Raw genomic sequence first — 15,445 nt, forward strand, 5'->3', positions numbered from 1 at the left:
TCGGAATTCCAATTCATATAAAGTGAATTTTTTTACAGGTAAGGTATAAAATTGTTAACATAGTATTTATACAAATTTGATTTTCAAACTATAAAAAGAAAATTCATAGTTGTAGTGTAACATTTCGTTCACTAATTATCTAAAGCTTAGACTTATGGAATTAAAAACATTTAAAGAGGAGTTAATATGGCAGAAAAACATTTAATCGCATTAGACTTAGATGGAACCTTATTAAAAGATGATAAAACCATTTCTGAAAAAACAAAAAATGTTCTAAGTAAAGCGCGTGAAGAGGGACATGTTGTAATGATTGCAACGGGAAGACCCTATCGTTCCAGTGAACCATATTACCGCGAACTCAAGCTGGACACTCCCATTGTGAATTTTAATGGTGCCTTCATGCATCATCCTCTTGATTCAAGCTGGGGATTTTTCCATGACCCGCTTGATGTGAAGGTAGCGAAGGAGATTGTGGAAGCCTGCCGCTCCTTTCATTTCCACAATATTATTGCAGAAGTGATTGATGATGTTTATTTCCATTATCATGACGAAAAATTGCTAGATATCTTTAGTATGGGAAATCCAAGAGTTACAACAGGTGATTTACGGAATTACCTTCAAGATTCTCCTACGAGTTTGTTAATTCATACCGAGGAGAGTGAATTAAAGAGTATCCGACAACATTTGTCAGATGTTCATGCTGAGGTTATTGACCACCGCAGCTGGGCAGCACCATGGCATGTAATTGAAATCATTAAAACTGGCTTAAGCAAGGCTGTTGGGTTAAAAAAAGCTTCTGAATACTTCAACATTCCCCCTGAAAGAATTATTGCTTTTGGTGATGAAGATAATGACTTGGAAATGCTTGAATATGCAGGTCATGGAATTGCAATGGGAAATGCGATAGATCAAGTTAAAACAGTCGCAAATGAAGTGACGCTTACGAATGAAGAAGATGGTATTGGCGTATATTTGTCAGATTTGTTAAATCTCAAATAATGGTTGGCGGTCACCATTGTTTACCTAAATGAAAAACTCTGAGTTGAGCATACTAACTTTTGTGAGGCAGTATACACTGCTTCACACAAGCTCACCAAATTGGAGGGATTGCAATGGGTAAACGAAACAAATCAAAACGCTTTGTCCAGCAAGGAGTGGATACTGTCAGTAAGCACGATGAACGTATTCCTTACCACATGACCTACGCTGAAGCGGAAGCCCAGAAAATGTCCAATGTGCGTGACTCCTCGCTTGGAGGAATATAAATATGGGAAACCAGTTGTTCCAAGAAGCCAGAAGATTTGTTGAGATGGCGAAGTCGGCCGACCCTGCTGAACGGAGTTCTGTGGTTTCGAAAGCGAAAAATGCTTTAAGTTCTGCATACGCTAATTCAACAGCCGCAGAACAAAGTCAGCTCCAAGAAATGCAAAATGAGCTTGAACAATTGAAATAACCGAAAAAAGCTGGCACGTTACTAAAAGCGTGCCAGCTTTTCATTTCTAATTTTTTAAAACTCTTCTAATACTACCGGATAAGTATTCTTTATTTCCTCACCGCTGCGCTCATAAACAGTGAAGATTAATGAACCATTATCAGGCAGTTTATCCTTTGGGATGTGAACTTCAAGTTTGAAGTGCTCCCACTCCTGACTTCTCTTTGTTCTAATAGGTTTCTCAGTAATATATTCTACATGCCCATCCTCGACGATATAAAAAAGTCCAACAGATCCTTTGGACTCTCCAGTTATCAAATAATTGCCGCTGTCACCTGTTGCCTTCACATTCCGAATAACAGGATTTTCTTCTGGCAAATTAAAATTCACCTTGCTGACTACTCTTTGTTTGTTACTCAATGGCTTGTCATTTAGTTCCCTAGATAAAAGAGCTGCAGTAACTGTATATTGACCCGCAGGCACTCTTTCTCCATTCACCTGGTAATTCCAGCTCTCTATTTTCCGATAGGTTTGATATGGATCAATTTTTACAGTTTGCAGTGCCTGTAAAAAGAAGCGTCCTTTTGAATAACGATAAACCTCTAGACCAGATGGATCTGTAACAGAAATCTCATAATACTGTGAGCTTGGGAACTTCAAACTCAATGGTTCATCACCTTCATTTTTGATGAGAATCTCAAATTCCACTTTATCCTGCCCAGCAATAGGAATAATTGAAAACTGAAATCGTTGATCATTCTCACCATTGTTCGCTTCTCCTTTTAAACTAAACGGAAATAGAAACAAGATTATACATAAAAAACTTTTCAAACTTTCCCCTCCTATTCACGCCTAAAGAAACCGTAAATTCCAGTTGTTTGAATGATATTGGTAAATGCATTGGGATCAACCTCAGCAAGGATACGTTCCAAATCATATAACTCATAGCGCGTTATAACAATCATCAGCATGTCTTTCGGTTCATTTGAAAAAGCACCTTTTGCAGGAATCAATGTAATTCCCCTTACCAATTGCGAATGGATTGCTGCCTTTAGCTCATCTGCCTTTTTCGTAATAATCATGGCTGTAAGCTTTGCATGTCTCGTATGGATAGCGTCCACTACTCTTGTTGAAGCATACAAGGAAACAATTGTATAAAGAGCTTTTTCCCATCCATATAAAAAACCAGCTGTAATAATAATAAATGCATTTAAAATAAACATATAACTGCCAATTGGTTTATCTTTCATCCTAGATAAAACCATGGCAATAATATCTAAGCCTCCAGTTGACGCACCCCATTTTAATGTAAGTCCAACTCCAACTGCTAATATTACCCCGCCAAATACAGCATTAAGAAGAATATCTTTCGAAACTTGCGTAATGGGAATCAATTCTAAGAATAGTGAGGATAAAGCCACACTCAAAAAACTATAGATGGTGAAGGATTTTCCTACCTTCAACCACCCTAAAATGGCTACTGGTATATTTAGCAATAGTAATAGAAATCCCATTGAGATATTTAAGGGGGTTTGTTCGCTTAATACTTTTGATAATAATTGTGCAATTCCAGTAAATCCACTAGAATAAACATTTGCTGGAATTAAAAATAAGTTTATCGCCAGGGCATTTAGGAATGCACCCACAATAACAATTATTGATTTCTTGGTTTGCTGCCAAAACAAAAGCACCATCTCCTTCAATTTTTTAAGGCTAATCTCTAAACAGATAATTGTATTTTCGAGGTGAAACCGATAAACTAAAACTAACTATAATAGCTTGAAAGCAGGTGAGCTTCATGCCGGTAAAAATACTAGCTGACAGCGCATGCGATTTACCCAAAGATTTTTACCCTGAACATAACGTCACATTATTTCCACTAAAGGTTCAGGTTAATGGGCAAGAATATGAGGATGTTAAAACGATTGATCCTAAAACTGTTTATGACGCCATACGCTCTGGCGATGTTCCTAAAACGTCTCAAGTTTCTCCTTTATTATTTGAGGAAGTCTTTACGAAAATGGCTGAAAATAATGAGGATGGAATATATATTGCTTTCTCATCAGCTTTATCTGGTACATATCAGACATCTGTTATGATTCTTGACCAAGTAAAGGAAAAATATCCAAACTTTAATTTAACGATTGTCGATACAAAATGTGCTTCTCTTGGTTTTGGTCTTTCTGTTAAAGAAGCAGCAAGGCTTGCAGCCCAAAATGCCTCAAAGGAAGAAATTTTAAATGATGTGCTATTTCGCAGTCAGCATATGGAGCATTTGTTTACGGTAGAGGACTTAGATTATTTAGCTAAAGGTGGTCGTGTATCTAAAGCCTCAGCCTTTCTGGGTGGATTACTAAACATAAAACCTATTCTAAATGTAGAGGACGGGAAACTCGTTCCAATTGAAAAAATTCGCGGGAAAAAGAAAGTTTATCGTCGCATAATTGAAATCATGAAAGAGCGCGGTGAAAACTTTAAGGATCAAATTGTTGGAATAAGCCACGCGGATACAATTGAAACCGCCTTAGAGGTAAAAGCGTTGATTGAGGAGGAACTGAATCCACAAGAGGTTTATATTAGTTCTATTGGTTCCGCAGTTGGTGCTCATACAGGCCCAGGCACCATTTCCATTTTCTTTTTAAACAAATTGCCATCATAATTTAATAAAAAATAAGCGGGAGAAAATCCCGCTTATTTTTATTTATGATCTGTTTTTTTCGAGTATTGGTTTTTACCAGCTTGACGATTTTTTTCTCTCATCATATTTTTCTCATGTCTTAGTGCATTATTATCTTGAGCTTTTTTATCATTATCTGATGTATGCGGCATACTCATACCCCTTTCAAAATGCTTTCAACATTAGTGTTGTCCATTTATAAAAGAGTATGTAGAAAAAAATTAATCTTTCTTAAGATATGTCCAGCTTCCTTCTTGATAAACACGGCCATCTTTCATAAGTTTTCCAAGCGCACGTTTAAATGCACCTTTACTTAACTGAAAACGTTCCTGTATCTCTTCAGGCATGCTTTTATCATTAAATGGCATAGCACCATTTCTGCTCATTAAATATTCAAAGATTCGTTCAGCCTCAAGGTCTTGTGCTTCTTGCTTCCTCGCAAGTAACGACACATTTACTGTTCCATCTTCCTTGACGTCAATAATTCTTCCTTCTACCATTTGTCCTAACCGTGGCTCTGTTTGTCTTTGAGACTCATGAATGAATCCTTTATAGCCCTCAATGGTATAGATCCAGCTGCCTACCTTTGCTGTACGATAGATATGCCCCTGAACATTTTTGTTAAAATCTTTCCTAGTTGCCTGATTAGAAATCGATTCAATAACAGGGTCAGTCGCAAGCTTAGCATATAGCAGAAAATTATTATTCACCCTCAATGTAACATAAACCAAATCCCCTGCCTTTGGCCAGACTGATTTATGAACAGGGAGATCATCAATCCCTAATAATAAATCCTTTTTAATCCCAATATCTAAAAACACTCCAACATGAGGGTTAGAATCTACTACTTTAAGCCAAGCATATTTACCAATCGCAACTTCAGGTATGGTTGTAGAAGCAGAGGTCCTGCCTTCGGAGTCAACATAAAGGAAGACTTCTACAGATTCATCTTCCTCATAATCCCGGTCAGCCTCATTTATATGCAACAAAACATCTTCATTTCCATCTGTTAAAAAATACCCGAAGTCGGCTTTTCGTGCTACGGTTAACGTAACGGTTTGACCAATTAGTTCTTGTAAAGACATCTTAACTCACCTTTTCTCTCCTATAGTTGTCTATAGGGTTGTTTGACTTGCTATATTTTACTATAATGAAGCCATAAAGGGAAACTTTAGCAAAATTACATACCGTAATTAAAAATATTTTGGAGGTATTATTACTATGGCCAAAGATGAATCTTTTGATATTGTATCCAAAGTCGATTTTCCGGAAGTCACAAATGCAATTACTGCAACGATGAAGGAAATTAAAACTCGTTATGATTTTAAAGGCAGCAAAAGTGAAGTTACTCTTGATAAAGAAGAGCTTGTTCTGGTTTCAGATGACGAATTTAAAATGGATCAACTGAAGGACGTCCTGCTTGGCAGGTTAATCAAAAGAGGTGTTCCCGTTAAGAATCTAGATTATGGAAAATTGGAAAAAGCATCTGGCGGGACTGTTCGTCAAAGAGCAAAACTTGTCCAAGGAATTGATAAAGAAAATGCTAAAAAAATTAACACCATTATTAAAAATAGCGGCCTTAAGGTAAAAAGCCAAATTCAGGACGACCAAGTACGTGTTAGCGGTAAGAACCGTGATGACCTGCAGAAGATTATCTCTTTGGTACGCGAAGCAGACCTTACAGTCGATGTCCAATTTATTAACTATCGATGATCAATATTTACAGGAGAAAAGGAAAATTCCTCTTCTCCTTTTTTATTTGCTAATATTTTCGTTCATATTCCTTAAACTAACATGGTAAATAATCTTGGAGGTAGGAATGAATGACTAACAACAAACAACAACAGCAGAAGAAGTCTTTCCCCCCGCAGCATCAAAATCATCAGCCTGGGGTCGAAAGTGAAATGAACCCTCGTCCCGTTTCAGTGGACACTAACTATAAAAGCGCAGGGAAACTGGCAGGGAAAACAGCGATTATTACTGGCGGGGATAGTGGTATTGGAAAATCTGTTGCTATTTATTTTGCTAAAGAAGGTGCAGATGTTGCCATCGCCTACTTAGAGGAGCAGCAGGATGCAGAAGAAACAAAAGCACTTGTTGAAGCAGAAGGGCGTAACTGCCTTCTCTTTGCTGGTGACATTGGCAGCGAAAAATTTTGTAAAGATATTGTAAAGCAAATAAAAGAGCAATTTGGAAAAATTGATATTTTAGTTAATAATGCAGCAGAGCAGCACCCGCAGAAAAGTCTGCTGGATATAACCTCTGAACAGCTTGAAAAAACGTTTAGGACTAATATTTTCTCCTACTTTTATATGTCCAAAATGGTATTACCATACTTAAAAAAGGGTGCCTCCATTATCAATACCACTTCGATTACAGCCTATGCCGGGCACGAAGAATTATTAGATTACTCAGCTACAAAAGGGGCTATAGTAACTTTCACACGTTCGTTAGCAAAATCCCTGGCTCCGGAGGGGATAAGAGTAAATGGTGTCGCACCAGGTCCGATTTGGACACCGCTCATTCCTTCAACATTCACTGAAGACCAAGTCGCTTCCTTTGGTACAGATACCCCTATGGGGAGAGCCGGCCAACCTTACGAGTTAGCCCCAAGCTATGTATATCTTGCATCTGATGATTCATCCTATGTAAGTGGTCAAATACTCCATGTTAATGGCGGTAAAATCGTTAATGGATAGAATATTTACTAGGAATCCAAGCTAGAAAAAAAAGGCGATCCTTCCCCAATGAAGAATCGCCTTTTTTGATAATTTTTATTTTTTTCTCTTCTTTACTTTTATGATAAAAAGAGTAAATAAAATGTAGACTGCAACTAGTGATCCAATTAGAGGAAGATTAATCCCGCTCTTTTTTGCAAGCACATAAATCTCTGCTTCATCTCGGTCAATTATCAGATCATACTGGTTATCTTTAGTGCTTCGGACTAAATCTCCATTAAGCATTCCACGAAGTTCTTTTCCACCATCAATTTGCTCATCGCTTAAGGTAACATTTTGAGATTCACTTGTATTATTGATAGCAATAATCGCCGTTTCATCTTGGTAGACGCGTTTATAAACAGCCATTCCATCTTTTTCATAAAGCATCTCCATACTTCCCCGCGTCAAAGAAGGCAGCTGATTTCTTAATTCGCCAAGCTTCGTAATATAATCAATGAGCTCTTTTTCTGTCCTAAAATTCATTGGCTGGTGGTTGTCCGGAATTTCTCCGCCATTTAAAGCAATTTCACTGCCATAAAAGACGATTGGGATGCCTGGGGTACTATATATATAAGTCAAAGCCGTCCGCCAGCGGGCTCCTGGAAAATGTTTGTTCTTAACAATATCACTTGTAAACCTAGTCGTCAGTTCATTATCAAAAAATTGCGGCTGTATTTCTGGTTTTTGAAGATCATTATCTTTCAACTCATTAAACGATTGATTGGTAGAAGCAAAGACCCTGCGCAGGTTCTCACTATGTTGATAATCAGTAACGCTGTCAATTCCTGCACCTGCATATGTTTCAAGACCTACTTCACTGTTTGAGGTGGTGATCCCTAAAAGAAAAAAGTTTTCCTTTTCGCTTTTGACTTCTTTTGCAAAATCACTCCAAAAAGAAACAGGTACATGATTTACTTCTGGAAGGCTGTATCCATCTATATCCGTCTCATTTATCCACCATTTGGCGGCATCCAATAAATATTTTTTAACTTCAGGGTTGTCCTGATTTAAGTCAGGAAGACCATTCACCCAGCCATTCAATACCTCATCCTGATCAGCCCAATTGGCAATTTCTCGTTTTTTGTTGAACCAGTCTTGCTTCGTTTCATCCTTTACCCATGGATTTTCTGTGGAAACACTATTGGCTGTAAAATCAATGATCACTTTCATATCTCTTTTATGTGCCTCTTGAACGAGCTTTTTAAAGAGCTTCATTGATCCAAAATGTTCTTCAATCTTATAAAAGTCATTCACCCAATAACCGTGGTATCCAAAAGGAGTATTGTCAAATATCGATGTTAACCGGACAGCTGTGAATCCCATATCCTTGAGATAATCAAGCTTATCCAAAACTCCCTGGAAATCCCCGCCATTGTAGGCAAGAGGGTCTAGAGTATTTACATCAATATCATTTTTCGTATCAGCATTAAAAAAACGATCGACCATTAAGCTATAAACAGTTTCATCCTGCCACTTCCGTGTATCCTTCTTTGTCTCTGCGTAAGCTGGTACTGCTGAAATAATTAAAATACAAAATAAAATGAGTGTAATCAAGGTTTTCTTCATCTTCAATCCCCTTCCATACACTCATTTTAATCTAATAAAGATGGTAATCCAACTATTAACGTCTATGCATTTATTATGTTAATATTGTAATCTTTAAACCAAATATCCAGCTGGATAAAATAAGCTAATAGCTGTGGTCCTGACATCAACTGACCAAACCAAGGCTCTTTAAAAGAATTTCCTCCTGATTCAACGATTTCATTTAATAAATCACGATTAAATAATTCATAAAGTACCGAGGACTTATCATTTAATATCTCCCGCATCTGCTTTTGAACAGCCTGCGTATAGGCTGGATTATGGGTTTTCGGGTAAGGACTTTTCTTACGATATAATACTTCCTCAGGGAGAACCCCTTCAAAAGCTTTTCTTAATATCCCCTTTTCCCTGCCATGAACCATTTTTACATCCCACGGGATGTTCCAGACGTATTCTACAAGACGATGGTCTGCAAAGGGCACCCTAACTTCTAAACTCGCGCCCATACTCATCCGATCTTTTCGATCAAGCAGCGTTGTCATAAAATGTGTCATATTAATATAGAAAAGCTCTCTCCGTTTTGTTTCTGCCAAGCTCTCACCATCCAATTTAGGTGTTTCCTGGATGGCTTGATTGTATCTTTCGATAACATAATCCTTTAAATTCAGTTTTTGCTGCCAATCAGCTCTTAACAAATTGTTTCTTTCATTTACGGAACGCATCCAAGGGAAACCTGGTCTCTCTAAATCTTCCTTGCGGTGAAACCATGGATACCCTCCAAATATCTCATCTGCACATTCTCCTGAAAGACTAACAACAAAATCCTTTTTAATTTCTTTACAAAACCAAAGCAAGGAGGAATCAATGTCAGCCATACCAGGACAGTCGCGGACATGAACCGCTTCTGTTAAGTCTTTCACTAATTGATCCTGAGAAATGGTTTTGAAATGATGCTTTGTATTAAACTCATTGGTTACAATGTTAATCCATTTTTCATCCGCATTTGGCTGGAATTCATTTGCTTTGAAGAATTGGTCGTTTCCTTCATAGTCAATAGAATAAGTATGAAGCTGACCTTTTCCTTGGTCTTTAAATCCCTGTGCTGCAATGGCCGTGATAATACTTGAATCCAGGCCGCCTGATAAGAAGGTAGAGAGTGGAACATCCGATACCAGCTGCCTTGTTACAGCATCTGTTACCAAATAACGGACCTTTTCAGCCGTTTCCTCAACATTATCCTTGTGCACATCACTCTTCACATTCCAATAGCGCCAAATCTTTAGCCCGTTTTTAGAAAAAGTCATGGCATGTGCCGGCCTTAACTCTTTAATTCCTTTAAAGATTCCAGATCCCGGCGTCCGTGACGGTCCTAAACCGAATATCTCGGCCAGCCCCTCATATTCCAGCTCTGTTTTCATCCCAGGGTTTGCAAGAATAGCCTTGATTTCAGAAGCAAATACAATCCCGTTATTTAATTCTGTAAAAAATAAGGGTTTAACTCCTAACCGGTCGCGGCCAATAAACAATTGTTCTTTCTGCTGATCCCAAATAGCGAAGGCATATATCCCGTTTAAGAAATTTACGCACTCCTCCGCCCATTCTATATAGGCTGTTAACAGAACTTCTGTATCAGAATGACCTTTAAAAGAATATCCTTTAGTAAGGAGAATTTTGCGGATATCTTCAGTATTGTACAACTCCCCATTGTAACAAATTGTATATTGTATACCATCTTTTTGTTTAGTCATTGGCTGTCTTCCCCCTTCAGGGTCAACAACTATCAGACGCTTATGACCAAATCCAGCATGTGTTTGAACCCAGAGGTTCGTTTCATCTGGTCCCCGCTTTGCTAGAGTTTTTGTCATTTTTTCAATCGCAGCTTTTTCATTTCTTAAATCTTTAGTAAAATCAGCCCATCCTGAAACTCCGCACATATAAAGCTCCTCTCTCCAGTAACTGACACTGGATATCATTACATGCTTTTATTCTATTCAGCCCAATTTATTTGGTAAATTGTCCAAATTAAAGATAAACAAGTTATAAAAGTTCATAAAGATGTCTACAAAGAAAAAGAAAGCATTAGGCACGGAGGTTAAACATGAATCGACAACAGAGAATTAAACTATTAGATTTTCAACTGAGGGCCTATAACGAAGGAGCAGTTGAGCAAATCAGTGATCAATGGATTTTTTTTGATGAGGAAACAGAAGAAGCAGCTATGCTTGATGACTATCTTCAGCAAGAGGTCGAAATATTTAGGGTTAATCGTTGGAGGAAAGGGATTTTAATCGAATCCGGAAAGATTCGAAGTGGAAATGAGCTGATAATGCTTCGCGACCATGACAAGGTTAGAATCAGGAAGCATTTAATTTACTCATTAGAGAGACTTTTAGAGGGAATGAATGATGACGCCTTCTTTCAATTTGTCACGACATTAAACTCCCTAGACTTTTCTATTTATGATTGTATTTATTGTTATAATCACCTATCATTCTTGTCCGATGATAATCGAAAGGATGGGGTAAACTTTATTGTATTCGATAACCAGGAGCAAATTTGTAATGTTCAACATCATTTTTGCTATTTTGAAAAGGTAAATGACCGCTTTGAATTTACCTTAAATACCGGAAAACGATTGGTCATTGAAAAAATGATTTCATAATAGAAAAGGTGTGTTTTTCATAAAGGCTATGTAAAAGTTGTTTGTTGATTTGCGCTCAAGGCGCTTCGCTTTCCGCGGGCGGTCCGGGGAGCCTCCTCGGCGCTTATGCGCCTGTGGGGTCTCCCCTGCCCCGTCCTCCCGCAGGAGTCTCGCGCCTTCCGCTCCAATCATAAATGTCTATTATCATAGCCTTGTATAGATAAAACACACCTTTTACTGTTTTTTAGTTTCCTATATATTTTGAATAAAGGGATTTTGCTTTTACGATATCATTTGTTCCGTGGACAAGAACCCGACCATCTTTGAAGACGACTATTGAAGTTTCTTCGTTAGGTGAGAAACGAAGTAAGAATTGGTTTCCGGTTACCTTTCCATTTTTCTTTAGGCGTTCACTAAGTTTTATTAGGTCTCGCTCACGCTTATCCCTAAAATATATTTGCACCGTATCTCGACCGCATAGCGAGCTATACGCTTCTTGCAGGGATGATGAACGATCTAGAAAGTCAAATTGATGGTTTACACATGACGGACATTGCGGGTTTGCTCCCTTACTTGTATCCATTGAAAAAAAAGAAGTATCCCAAACATCAATTTGCTCAAGGTTAGAACTCGTGGGTGCCCCTATTAATAGTTTTATAGCTTCCATTGCCTGAAAGGAACCAATTATATCCGTTATTGGTGACAGAACACCAATCGTATCACAGGTTTCTCCTCTTCCAGCTGGCACAGTCGGAAATAGACAGCGATAACAAGGGGTGATTCCGGGCTTTATTACAGCAAACATTCCTCTAGAACTGACTGCAGCCCCATGAACCCAGGGGATCCCATATTTAACACAAACATCATTGATTAAATAGCGGGTCATAAAATTATCTGTGCCATCAATGATAACATCAACCCCTGCTAATAATTCCTCTGCATTATCAAGATTTAAATCTGTAACAGCAGCATCAACTGTAACCGTAGAGTTAATAGAGTTTAGTCTCTTCCCTGCAGCAACTGCCTTTGGAAGATTAAGTTTTACATCTTCCTCATTAAAAAGTGATTGACGCTGCAGATTGGAAAGGTCTACTACATCTCTATCAATTAATCTTATGTATCCCACACCCGATCGGGCTAAATGATTGGCACATACTGTCCCAAGGGCACCGACACCGACAATAGCGACCTTACTCTCCAGTAACTTCACCTGTCCCTCTTTCCCTATTCCTGAAAAAAGAATTTGTCTTGAATATCGTCCTAAATCGTCCATATAGTAATCCTCTTTTCTAGATTAATAGTACATTGTAACGAGTCATGCAATCTACGTTAATTTTAATTTAATTTTAGAAAAGTTTAAATATTAAATATGTAAAAATGATTGTATAATAGGAATTGGGTTTATTTATTAATTTTGAGAGGAATATCCTATTAATATTTTCTAATATAAATGGGAGATAAGCTTCAATTTATTAATGAAAGAGAGGGAAAAACATTGAATTTAGGCGGTTTCTTAAACAAAGAAGTGGTAGTTGATTTAACAGCAGGCAGTATTAATTACAGACCTATTAACGAGGAAGATGCAAAAAAGTACATTGGCGGCCGCGGGCTGGGCGTTAAATATGTCCTTGATAACGGTCCTGAGGTTGAGCCATTGTCTCCTGAAAACATGCTTTGTATTATGACTGGTCCTGTAACCGGCTCACGTTCTTCCATGAGCGGACGTCTTTGTGTTGTAACTAAGTCTCCGTTAACAGGAACCGTTACGGATTCCCATATGGGAGGATGGACAGCAGCCCGCTTAAAATGGGCAGGTGTTGATAATATAATCCTTACAGGTAAAAGTGACAAGCCAGTTTATCTTTATATCGAGGATGGCAAGGCGGAATTGCGTGATGCGTCAGATCTTTGGGGTAAAGGAACAAGAGAAACAGTTAAAACGATGCAGGCTAGATATGGTGAACAAGATCTTAGTGTCATGACGATTGGTCAAGCAGGTGAAAACACAGTTAAGTTCGCTTCCTTTATTAACGAGCATGATCGCGCTGCAGGACGAGGCGGAACTGCCGCTGTTGCAGGCTACAAAAAATTGAAAGCGGTTGTAATTAAGGCATCTCAAAAAGGTAATATGCCGCAGCCAAAATTAGAAACTGAGTATAAAGAAGCGAACAAAAAGGCAGTAAAAGCAATTCTTGACGGCGGATTAACTGCGCCAAATAAAGGCGGTCTTTCCGTTTACGGTACAAACGTATTAACTAACATTATCAATGAGGTTGGAGCACTTCCAACAAAGAACTCTCAGTTCACTCATTGGGATGAGGCAGAAAAGCACAGTGGTGAATATGTAAACCAGCATTTGCTTGTTAAAAACAATACATGCCATGCATGCCCTGTTGGCTGCAAAATTGAAGTAGAAGTAAAGGATGGCAAGTATAAAACTAGAGTAGAAAGCTTTGAATTTGAATCTTCCTGGTCACTTGGATCTAACTGCTTATTAAGTGATGCTGAAGCTATTTCTTATCTAATTGACCAGTGTAATGAATATGGGCTCGATACAATTGAGCTTGGCCATTGCTTCTCTGTCACGATGGAAGCCTATGAAAAGGGGTTAATCACAGAAGAACTCATTTGGGGCGATGCCGATTCCATGATTGACTTAACTAAGAAGATTGTATTCCGTGAAGGGTTTGGCGGTATCCTTGCTGAAGGCCCTGCGAAAGCAACAGCTTCCTGGGGTGCACCAGAGCTTTCTATGTCTGTAAAGGGACAGTCTATTCCTGCATATGACCCACGTGGTATTCAAGGGATTGGTCTCGGTTATGCAACTAGTAACCGTGGAGCCTGTCATTTACGCGGCTATACGGTTGCCAGTGAAATTGCGGGTATTCCAGAACCAACAGACCGCCTTAAGCCTGAAGGAAAAGGTGAGTTATTAAAAATATTCCAAGATATGCTTGCTTTCTCTGATTCTATGAATATTTGTAAGTTTTCTTCCTTCTCGGAAAACGCTGAGCATTATGCAGAGCAATATAGCACTATGACTGGTATTCCGTTGACTGCTGATGATGTAATGAAGGCTGGAGAAAGAATTTACAATCTTGAGCGTTATTATAACAACCTCGCTGGATTTGATAAAGAAGAAGATGACTATCTTCCAAAACGATTCACAGATGAGCCTGCATCTGGTAATAGTGCTGGTGAGGTCAGCCGTATGGATATTATGCTTAAAGAGTACTACCAAGTCCGCGGCTGGGAGGCTGGTAAAGTTACCGAAGCAAAGCTTCGTGAGCTTGAGATTATCGATCCGGAAAATCAGTTAGTCTAATGACATAATCAAAGGCTTCTGCATATTTTGCAGAAGCCTTTTGTCTTGAAATTTACTATCCACCTATTCTCCTAGTTTTCACACGATAATCTTTGATCAGCTGGTTAAGCGTGATATCATCTGAAGCATAAAAGCGGATATAGACAGCATTCACTTTAAATGTTGAAGTAATCGAAATCTCCTCTTCGTATACTATTTCTCCGTACCAGTCCTTAGATTGATATACGTAAGGAAAATGATCGGTAATTTGTTTACCGCCTAACTCCTCAAAATACATTCCGAGGTGCTCTCGATTTATTCCACGAAACTCCAATTCCTGCTGCAGCATGTTAACCACCTGCCACAGGCGGAAAGAGTGCAAATTGATCAGTTTCTTTTACAATGGTTACAAGACCATCTAAATGAATAATATTTCTTCCGTTAATAAAAACATGGACAAATGGCAGCAGTTCTTTTTCAGCAGTAAATATTTCATCCTTGAGATAAGGAAACATTTCTACCATTTTATCTAGTACATCGATTACCCGTTGGCCTTCCGGAATAACCTCTACCCCCACTCCGCCGCAAATCTGCCGGAGATTAGCAAACACTCTTACTAGCATCTCAAACACTCCTCTCTCCTTACATAAATAGTAAAACTATTTGCAATCCTTGTCATCACTTTTTACACAAAAAAAGAGCTGCCGGTAAATAAACCGACAGCTCCTTTAAAAAACTAACTTATACATAAAAGATTGACATTGGAAGTTTATCAAATCCTAAATACAATACAAGTAAGAAGGCGATAACAAATTGTATCCACAGAACTGATGTCTTTCTATTTTGTGCAACCTTGCTAAGAATCATTTCAAATAACCCAATTACCCATATCCCTACTGCCGCTTTTAATATATACAACAAATCAATATTGGACAGCATGAACAACAGTCCAACTCCTGTTGCAATAATTAGCAGATAAAGTACACGCAAAATCATCCGAACAATTTTAGCGCCCTTTTCTTTTCCGCCTTTTAGTAAAAATATAGCGACAATAAATAATATTAGGGCTAAAACCCAAGCTGTAACGTGACCGTGAATCATGTAATTTTCCTCCTATGTACAATAG

Annotated in this window: 18 protein-coding genes; 8 read left to right on the forward strand and 10 right to left on the reverse strand. The window is 38.3% G+C overall.

All coding sequences use genetic code 11. From position 1 onward, the window contains the following. Positions 1-186 precede the first annotated feature (186 nt). From H0184_RS03000 to H0184_RS03010, 3 genes are all read left to right on the forward strand, one after another. On the forward strand, positions 187-999 hold the full coding sequence (locus H0184_RS03000) for a Cof-type HAD-IIB family hydrolase (RefSeq protein WP_221820712.1): 813 nt from the start codon (positions 187-189) through the stop codon (positions 997-999). Between the two features lie 113 nt (positions 1,000-1,112). Next, complete coding sequence (locus tag H0184_RS03005) at positions 1,113-1,265, forward strand: hypothetical protein (RefSeq protein WP_179158304.1); 153 nt, start codon at positions 1,113-1,115, stop codon at positions 1,263-1,265. A 2-nt stretch (positions 1,266-1,267) separates the two neighbouring features. Beyond that, entirely contained in the window at positions 1,268-1,453 is a 186-nt protein-coding gene (locus tag H0184_RS03010) for a DUF3813 domain-containing protein (protein WP_221820713.1), read from the forward strand. Positions 1,454-1,507: 54 nt separating this feature from the next. Here H0184_RS03010 and H0184_RS03015 read toward each other — a convergent pair whose 3' ends face one another. After that, positions 1,508-2,263 carry a BsuPI-related putative proteinase inhibitor gene (locus H0184_RS03015; protein ID WP_221820715.1) on the reverse strand — a complete coding sequence of 252 codons (756 nt, stop codon included), beginning with the start codon at positions 2,261-2,263 and terminating at the stop codon, positions 1,508-1,510. A gap of 11 nt (positions 2,264-2,274) precedes the next feature. Continuing rightward, on the reverse strand, positions 2,275-3,126 hold the full coding sequence (locus H0184_RS03020) for a YitT family protein (protein WP_221820717.1): 852 nt from the start codon (positions 3,124-3,126) through the stop codon (positions 2,275-2,277). 104 nt (positions 3,127-3,230) lie between these two features. Between H0184_RS03020 and H0184_RS03025 the strand changes: the two genes are divergently transcribed. Next, the gene (locus tag H0184_RS03025) at positions 3,231-4,091 is read left to right on the forward strand and encodes a DegV family protein (RefSeq protein ID WP_221820718.1); all 861 of its coding nucleotides are present in this window, start codon (positions 3,231-3,233) and stop codon (positions 4,089-4,091) included. 38 nt (positions 4,092-4,129) lie between these two features. Here H0184_RS03025 and H0184_RS03030 read toward each other — a convergent pair whose 3' ends face one another. After that, positions 4,130-4,261, reverse strand: a complete 132-nt coding sequence (locus H0184_RS03030; protein WP_081810752.1) for a DUF3941 domain-containing protein — start codon at positions 4,259-4,261, stop codon at positions 4,130-4,132. A gap of 69 nt (positions 4,262-4,330) precedes the next feature. Then, positions 4,331-5,194, reverse strand: coding sequence for a CvfB family protein (locus tag H0184_RS03035; protein WP_221820723.1), 864 nt, complete (start codon positions 5,192-5,194; stop codon positions 4,331-4,333). 136 nt (positions 5,195-5,330) lie between these two features. Between H0184_RS03035 and H0184_RS03040 the strand changes: the two genes are divergently transcribed. Together H0184_RS03040 and H0184_RS03045 are read left to right on the forward strand one after the other, a co-directional pair. Then, positions 5,331-5,822, forward strand: coding sequence for a YajQ family cyclic di-GMP-binding protein (locus tag H0184_RS03040; protein WP_221820725.1), 492 nt, complete (start codon positions 5,331-5,333; stop codon positions 5,820-5,822). Between the two features lie 110 nt (positions 5,823-5,932). Next, entirely contained in the window at positions 5,933-6,808 is an 876-nt protein-coding gene (locus H0184_RS03045) for an SDR family oxidoreductase (protein ID WP_221820728.1), read from the forward strand. A gap of 75 nt (positions 6,809-6,883) precedes the next feature. On the opposite strand, the gene H0184_RS03050 is transcribed toward H0184_RS03045, so the two are convergent. Both H0184_RS03050 and asnB read right to left on the reverse strand, forming a co-directional pair. Continuing rightward, positions 6,884-8,395 carry an alpha-amylase family glycosyl hydrolase gene (locus tag H0184_RS03050; protein ID WP_221820729.1) on the reverse strand — a complete coding sequence of 504 codons (1,512 nt, stop codon included), beginning with the start codon at positions 8,393-8,395 and terminating at the stop codon, positions 6,884-6,886. A gap of 62 nt (positions 8,396-8,457) precedes the next feature. Next, positions 8,458-10,308, reverse strand: coding sequence for an asparagine synthase (glutamine-hydrolyzing) (gene asnB, locus H0184_RS03055; protein ID WP_221820731.1), 1,851 nt, complete (start codon positions 10,306-10,308; stop codon positions 8,458-8,460). A gap of 164 nt (positions 10,309-10,472) precedes the next feature. Between asnB and H0184_RS03060 the strand changes: the two genes are divergently transcribed. Continuing rightward, positions 10,473-11,036, forward strand: a complete 564-nt coding sequence (locus H0184_RS03060) for a DUF2777 domain-containing protein (protein ID WP_221820734.1) — start codon at positions 10,473-10,475, stop codon at positions 11,034-11,036. A 223-nt stretch (positions 11,037-11,259) separates the two neighbouring features. Here the strand turns inward: H0184_RS03060 and H0184_RS03065 are convergent, their stop codons facing one another. Then, complete coding sequence (locus H0184_RS03065) at positions 11,260-12,288, reverse strand: ThiF family adenylyltransferase (protein WP_221820735.1); 1,029 nt, start codon at positions 12,286-12,288, stop codon at positions 11,260-11,262. A gap of 222 nt (positions 12,289-12,510) precedes the next feature. On the opposite strand from H0184_RS03065, the gene H0184_RS03070 reads away from it, so the two are divergent. After that, on the forward strand, positions 12,511-14,340 hold the full coding sequence (locus H0184_RS03070) for an aldehyde ferredoxin oxidoreductase family protein (RefSeq protein WP_221820737.1): 1,830 nt from the start codon (positions 12,511-12,513) through the stop codon (positions 14,338-14,340). A gap of 55 nt (positions 14,341-14,395) precedes the next feature. Here H0184_RS03070 and H0184_RS03075 read toward each other — a convergent pair whose 3' ends face one another. The 3 genes from H0184_RS03075 to H0184_RS03085 all read right to left on the reverse strand — a co-directional run bounded on the left by H0184_RS03075 (position 14,396) and on the right by H0184_RS03085 (position 15,420). Further along, a complete protein-coding gene (locus tag H0184_RS03075) occupies positions 14,396-14,668 on the reverse strand; it encodes a hypothetical protein (RefSeq protein ID WP_221820739.1) in 273 nt (90 codons plus the stop codon). 1 nt (position 14,669) lies between these two features. Then, positions 14,670-14,942 (reverse strand): ubiquitin-like small modifier protein 1, encoded by a 273-nt coding sequence (locus H0184_RS03080; RefSeq protein WP_221820741.1) that lies wholly within the window; start codon positions 14,940-14,942, stop codon positions 14,670-14,672. Between the two features lie 118 nt (positions 14,943-15,060). Beyond that, on the reverse strand, positions 15,061-15,420 hold the full coding sequence (locus H0184_RS03085) for a YisL family protein (RefSeq protein WP_221820743.1): 360 nt from the start codon (positions 15,418-15,420) through the stop codon (positions 15,061-15,063). Positions 15,421-15,445: the final 25 nt, after the last annotated feature.

The sequence above is a fragment of the Neobacillus niacini genome (assembly GCF_019749295.1).
Classification (GTDB): Bacteria; Bacillota; Bacilli; order Bacillales; family Cytobacillaceae; genus Neobacillus; species Neobacillus niacini_D.

What these genes read in the sequence shown, in the direction of transcription:
- H0184_RS03085 (WP_221820743.1), bottom strand. Translation starts at nt 15,420, where the DNA reads ATGATTCACGGTCACGTTACAGCTTGGGTTTTAGCCCTAATATTATTT.
- H0184_RS03010 (WP_221820713.1), top strand. Translation starts at nt 1,268, where the DNA reads ATGGGAAACCAGTTGTTCCAAGAAGCCAGAAGATTTGTTGAGATGGCG.
- H0184_RS03065 (WP_221820735.1), bottom strand. Translation starts at nt 12,288, where the DNA reads ATGGACGATTTAGGACGATATTCAAGACAAATTCTTTTTTCAGGAATA.
- H0184_RS03050 (WP_221820729.1), bottom strand. Translation starts at nt 8,395, where the DNA reads ATGAAGAAAACCTTGATTACACTCATTTTATTTTGTATTTTAATTATT.
- H0184_RS03030 (WP_081810752.1), bottom strand. Translation starts at nt 4,261, where the DNA reads ATGCCGCATACATCAGATAATGATAAAAAAGCTCAAGATAATAATGCA.
- H0184_RS03020 (WP_221820717.1), bottom strand. Translation starts at nt 3,126, where the DNA reads ATGGTGCTTTTGTTTTGGCAGCAAACCAAGAAATCAATAATTGTTATT.
- H0184_RS03080 (WP_221820741.1), bottom strand. Translation starts at nt 14,942, where the DNA reads ATGCTAGTAAGAGTGTTTGCTAATCTCCGGCAGATTTGCGGCGGAGTG.
- H0184_RS03040 (WP_221820725.1), top strand. Translation starts at nt 5,331, where the DNA reads ATGGCCAAAGATGAATCTTTTGATATTGTATCCAAAGTCGATTTTCCG.
- H0184_RS03035 (WP_221820723.1), bottom strand. Translation starts at nt 5,194, where the DNA reads ATGTCTTTACAAGAACTAATTGGTCAAACCGTTACGTTAACCGTAGCA.
- H0184_RS03005 (WP_179158304.1), top strand. Translation starts at nt 1,113, where the DNA reads ATGGGTAAACGAAACAAATCAAAACGCTTTGTCCAGCAAGGAGTGGAT.
- asnB (WP_221820731.1), bottom strand. Translation starts at nt 10,308, where the DNA reads ATGTGCGGAGTTTCAGGATGGGCTGATTTTACTAAAGATTTAAGAAAT.
- H0184_RS03025 (WP_221820718.1), top strand. Translation starts at nt 3,231, where the DNA reads ATGCCGGTAAAAATACTAGCTGACAGCGCATGCGATTTACCCAAAGAT.
- H0184_RS03075 (WP_221820739.1), bottom strand. Translation starts at nt 14,668, where the DNA reads ATGCTGCAGCAGGAATTGGAGTTTCGTGGAATAAATCGAGAGCACCTC.
- H0184_RS03045 (WP_221820728.1), top strand. Translation starts at nt 5,933, where the DNA reads ATGACTAACAACAAACAACAACAGCAGAAGAAGTCTTTCCCCCCGCAG.
- H0184_RS03060 (WP_221820734.1), top strand. Translation starts at nt 10,473, where the DNA reads ATGAATCGACAACAGAGAATTAAACTATTAGATTTTCAACTGAGGGCC.
- H0184_RS03000 (WP_221820712.1), top strand. Translation starts at nt 187, where the DNA reads ATGGCAGAAAAACATTTAATCGCATTAGACTTAGATGGAACCTTATTA.